Below are 5,174 nucleotides of genomic sequence, written 5' to 3'. Positions count from 1 at the left end.
CTAGCCAGCTGAGCTAATCCCCCTTGAATTTCGTGGTGCAAAGATAGAGATTTTGTTTATATTTGCAATCAAAACGAGAGAGAAAAATTAAAAATTGCGCGTTATGATTGTTTTCAACACCACTTTTCATGTCGATGAGGGTATAAACGAAGAGTTTATTGAATATATGCTGCAGCAATTTATTCCGATGTCCACCAAAAGTGGATTGCTCACATCGCCTCGTCTGGCACGTGTGTTTGGAAAGGAGGGTGAGGAGGGATACTCTTATGCGATGGAATTTGTTGCTGCCGATATCGTGACGCTGGAACGCTGGAATGCCGATGAGAGCAAGATTGTCTATGATCCCTTGCTGGAGAAGTTTAAGGAGAAGCTGATCGGATTCTCAACCATCATGCAGACAATAGAGTACTGATGCAGAAAGAACGGATTATCATGGGCATTGACCCGGGCACGCAGGTGATGGGCTACGGCATACTCCGTGTACTGGATAACAAACCGTCGATGATGGCAATGGGGGTGATGGAGCTGGGTAAATACGGCGATCATTACCTCAAGCTGGCGAAGATATATGCCCGCGTCATCGGCCTGATTGAGGAGTTCCTGCCCGACGAGCTAGCCATCGAGGCTCCTTTCTTTGGCAAGAACGTGCAGAGCATGCTCAAGCTGGGACGTGCACAGGGGGTGGCCATGGCTGCTGCCATCTCGCGCGACATCCCGATTTTTGAATACGCCCCGCTGAAGATCAAGATGGCGATCACCGGCAATGGCAGGGCGGCGAAGGAGCAGGTGGCCTACATGTTACAGAAGATTTTGCATATCCCTGATGAGAACATGCTTCCGCAGTTGGACGCGAGCGACGGACTTGCGGCGGCACTTTGCCATTTTTACCAGTCGGGTGTCACCACCGGAGACAGAAAATACAAGGACTGGAAAGATTTTGCCAGCCGCAACCAGGATAAGGTGAGAAAATAAAAAAAAAATCCCTTTTTCTTGCATAATACTCCCGAACTTTTTTAACTTTGCCTGATGAATGAATTGATTTCACACATAGAATTCCTGCTGCATGAACACAACTGCGTGATCATTCCCGGTTTTGGCGGTTTTGTGGTGAATACGCTTCCTTCCCGCAGAGATGGTATTGCCACTTTCCTGGAGCCGTCGTGCGAACTGGTCTTCAACCGCGATCTTACCCACAACGACGGACTTCTGGCTCAGTCTTACATGAGAAGCGATAAGCTGATGTTTGAAGCAGCCATGCAACGCATTGAGCGTGCCGTAGAGGAACTGAAAAATCAGTTACGGGAGGTACGCCGTGTGGATCTGGGAAAACTGGGCTCGTTTACCATGAACGACGAGAAACGATTCATGTATACTCCGGCTAATTTTGTACGTCCTTCGCTGTTCGGACTGACCCGGGCAACGCTGAAGCCGCTTGTTCAGATGCAGACACCCTCAGTAACGTCCAGAGAAGTGGGACGCGAAAGACGGTTCTCTCATGTGGGCATCAGTGCTACAGCCGCGGTAGCAATTATTTTGCTGATGTTTCTCCTACCGGTGAGCGATACAAACAGAGAACACCAGTCGGCACAAATGATTTCCGAAACATCGTTGTTCGGGAATAAACACAACCATGCCCATGGACTGGAAAATGTTACGCCCAATGCTGGGGTTGACGGTGATGCCAATATATTGCCCGTTTCGCCCTCAGTAACAGCGAATACCACCGATGCCACATTGCCAGCCCCGACAGGACAGGAGCTGGCTGCCGGAGGACCACGATACTATGTTGTGGTGGGGGTCTACGAGCTGCCCGATGTGGCACAGAAAATGATGGAGACGCTGCGCAATGAGGGGTTTGCACACATGGGAAGCCTGAAACGTTCCGGCCGCATTGATGTGTATGCCGCATCATTTACCGAAAGAAGCGAGGCGGAGTCTTTTATGAAGGAAATTCACAAACAATATCCCACGCATTCCGATGCCTGGATTTTAAAACGAAAATAGATTATGTCGCTGAAAAGTAATATCTTAGCGGGGTTTGTGCTGTATTGGGTATACGAGCTGTACAGATATCGGAAGAGGCTGGTTCCCCCCATGGACCGGTTCCGTTTCCCCGATTTTTAATGCATACGACATCCCCGGAATAACTGTTTCTGGGGATTTTTTTGGGAGATGCTGTTAACCTGAACGTCTCCTGCCATGACCGCCGTCGTCCCATCCTCCGCCCCGGCGCATATCGCCTCTCGAGGCTCCTCCCTTAAACACGTTAAACCGGTAGACAAAGTGTACAATGAAATAACTGGTGAGCGTGTTGGTGGTGGTATCGCGGATATAATTGGACGAAACACTCCGGCGGATGTTGCTGCGTTGCTGCAGGATATCGTATACTTTTATCCGGATCAGGCCGTTTTTCTGCTTTAATATTTGTTTTTCGAGAGAGGCATTCCACAGGGTTTCGTTCTGCTTGAAGCCATCGGCATAGCCTGAGTTGGTGGAGTAGCGTATATCGCTTTGAAAATTAATGTCGTACGGAAGGTAGACTGTGGTGTTCGCGGAACTGCCATAGTTGAAGTACTCCCTGTCCTGCTGCCCCTCAAGGGTGTTCTTCACCTTGTTATAGGATATGTTTCCCCGTAGGGAGAACTGAAGCTTGTCGGAATTATAGTTGAAGCTCAAATTCTCAGAGAGGTTGAGCTGCTTGCTGATATTCTCCTCGTTGTTGGAGAAACCGTTATTTCTCCTGAAAGCGCCATAGGAGGTGGTCGAAACCGTAAACTTTTTGCTAAATAATGGCTGCGTGGTGGTGAAACGCATGTCGGCATCCCAGTTGCCATTCACATTTCGGTAGGTGTTCTCTTTTCGTCCCGTTTCGGGGTCGGTGAAACGGGAGGTAACAATTGCGTTCAACGTGTAATTGAAATTGCCGGTCAGCATGTAAAATCGGTTCTGCTGTGGTTGCGAATTCTGGTACCTGATGTTCATCCGGTGAAGGAAGGCCGGTTTGAGGTCGGGATTTCCGTAGGTGATGTTCAGGGGGTTGCTCACGTCGACCACGGGCGATATCTGGTTGACGGAGGGTTGATCGGTATTTCCGGTATAGGTGAAGCGCAGGTTCTTCTGCCTTGACCAGAGATAGTTGAATTGCGCATTGGGGGAGTAGTTCGTGATCTTTTGCGTGATATTGCTGATGAGTGAATCTCCGATGAATGTCTCTCTTTTAGAGGTGGAGGGATAAACGCTGAACCCAACGTTGTAATTGTATTTCTCGCTTCTCGAACGGAAATTGACGCCCACATCCTGGTTCACGGAGTTGTTCTCGTTCAGCTTGCTGTATTTTGTGTCCAGAACCGTATAATTTCCCTCCTCATCGCGGGTGCGCGTATCTTTGTCGGATACGGAAGAACCTTGTCTGTAGTTGTAGGAAAACTGGAGGAAGTTTTGTTTACCCAGCGGCTCCACGTAAGAAACGGAGCCCCCCCAGCTTGTACTGCTGTTATTATTTGTGATGCGCTGATCGAGCAGGTCGTCGACGCGCTTTCCGGTGTAGTATGTGTTGGAGATGTTGGTGGCCTTGTTCTCCGAATTGTTCGAGCGGGCGTTGATTCCCACGCTGATGCTTCGTCCCGGTTTTCCCAGTCGGCGGTTGAGATGGAGATTGCCCCCAAGGTTTTTTCCGTTGCCGCGTGAGGCATAGTCGGCATTCCCATAGTTGACGGTATCTCCTTCGATGCGCGTTGTTGAAAAGATGTCGGCCTCCACACTCTCGCTGCTGCTGAATGAGATGGTGGGACGGAAGACCAGTGTTGTGAGCGAATCGGGCTTCCACTGCAGCCGCATATCAAAATTCACATTTTCACTTCGGCTGTTGGAGCGGTTATTCTGATCTTCGTAGGTGTCGCCCTTGCTTAACAGGTTTTGTGTGTATATCTTTGAGCTTGCGTCGGTCCGGTTGTTGCCATACCGTATGTTGCCTCCCATTTCCAACTTGTCCGACGCCTCCTTGCTGAAGTTAAAGCCGCTGTTCCCCGATGTGGTGATCCCACTTCCTGCGCCACCACCACCTCCTCCTCCTCTGCCTCCTCTACCTCCGCCACCACCCCCCAGGGCAGCACCCAGATCGGAGGCGCCGGCATTGTTGGTGTTGTTGATGCCTCCCATGAAAGTCATCTGGTCGCTGTTGCGCATATGGTTTACCATGGTGTTTGCTTCGTAGCGATCCATGCTTCCATATCCTGCATAGGCATTGCCAAAGGTGCCTTGTTTCATGTTCGGGAGGATCGTGAGGTTGATGATCATCTCTTCCTCCCCATCGTCGAAGCCGGTCATTTTCTCCATTTCTGATTTGTTGTCGATGATCTGCAGCTTATCGACCATTCTGGCAGGCAAATTTTTGGAGGCTATCTTTGGGTCGTCACTAAAGAACTCCTTGCCATCGACAAATATCTTTTTGATCTCTTTCCCCTGTACTTTGATGACGCCATTCTGATCGATCTCCACACCGGTCATCTTCTTAAGCAGATCTTCTACCACCGCCATCTCGGTTACGTTATACAAGGCGGCGTTGTATTCCAACGTGTCGCCCTTGACCAGAATCTCGGTGGCGGCCGCAGTAACCACCGCTTCCTCGAGCAGAATTGTGTTCTCCTCGAGGGAGATGGTGCTCAGGCTTACTGACGGCTGCGAAGGGGTGAGGGTGAAGTGTTTATAGACGGGGGCATATCCCATAAACGAGATGTGCGCGATGTAACTGCCGTGATTTACCGGAATCAGAAAGGACCCCTCGGCCGACGAGGAGGTCCCGGTGACCAGCGTGCTGTCTTTCGGGTTTAAAATGCGGATGGTGGCGGCAGGAATGGCATCTCCTGTTTCTCCGTCGGTGATTTTACCGGAAACGCTCCCCGTACCGGATTGAGCATACACGAATGTGATACATGCAAACAGTACAAAAAAGAAGATAAATGTTTTTTTCATCAGTAAATAAAAGTTGTTCAAGAATAAATTGGATGGACAACTTTCCCGTTGTGCACCGTTGCGACAAATGTAGGAAGAATAAAGGGTAGCTTCAAAATGAATAGATAAACCGCAACTTTTCATCGATGAATAAACGAAATTAATCGGGAAACTGTGTTACATTTGCAGGCAGAAGCAGTGAAAAATCACCGAAAAAATCACCG

4 protein-coding genes are annotated in these 5,174 nt (G+C 49.5%); 3 read left to right on the top strand and 1 reads right to left on the bottom strand.

The window, feature by feature from the left end; translation table 11 throughout:
* Nucleotides 1–103: 103 nt before the first annotated feature.
* Genes B3Z75_RS03975 through B3Z75_RS03965 form a run of 3 tightly spaced genes read left to right on the top strand, consistent with a single transcriptional unit; the run spans nt 104 to nt 2,004 of the window.
* Nucleotides 104–412 (top strand): DUF4286 family protein, encoded by a 309-nt coding sequence (locus B3Z75_RS03975; protein WP_294067994.1) that lies wholly within the window; start codon nt 104–106, stop codon nt 410–412.
* Nucleotides 412–972: a crossover junction endodeoxyribonuclease RuvC gene (ruvC, locus tag B3Z75_RS03970; protein ID WP_294067992.1), complete on the top strand. Its 561-nt coding sequence runs from the start codon at nt 412–414 to the stop codon at nt 970–972. The genes B3Z75_RS03975 and ruvC overlap by 1 nt, the downstream gene beginning before the upstream one ends.
* 54 nt (nt 973–1,026) lie before the next feature.
* On the top strand, nt 1,027–2,004 hold the full coding sequence (locus B3Z75_RS03965) for an SPOR domain-containing protein (RefSeq protein ID WP_294067990.1): 978 nt from the start codon (nt 1,027–1,029) through the stop codon (nt 2,002–2,004).
* A gap of 174 nt (nt 2,005–2,178) precedes the next feature.
* On the opposite strand, the gene B3Z75_RS03960 is transcribed toward B3Z75_RS03965, so the two are convergent.
* Nucleotides 2,179–4,971, bottom strand: a complete 2,793-nt coding sequence (locus tag B3Z75_RS03960; RefSeq protein ID WP_294067988.1) for a TonB-dependent receptor — start codon at nt 4,969–4,971, stop codon at nt 2,179–2,181.
* Nucleotides 4,972–5,174 lie beyond the last annotated feature (203 nt).

This window comes from Proteiniphilum sp. UBA1028, from assembly GCF_002316955.1.
In the GTDB taxonomy this organism is placed as follows: Bacteria; Bacteroidota; Bacteroidia; order Bacteroidales; family Dysgonomonadaceae; genus Proteiniphilum.
Note: the sequence above shows the minus strand (reverse complement) of the source record. Positions and strands in the feature narration are given on the sequence as shown.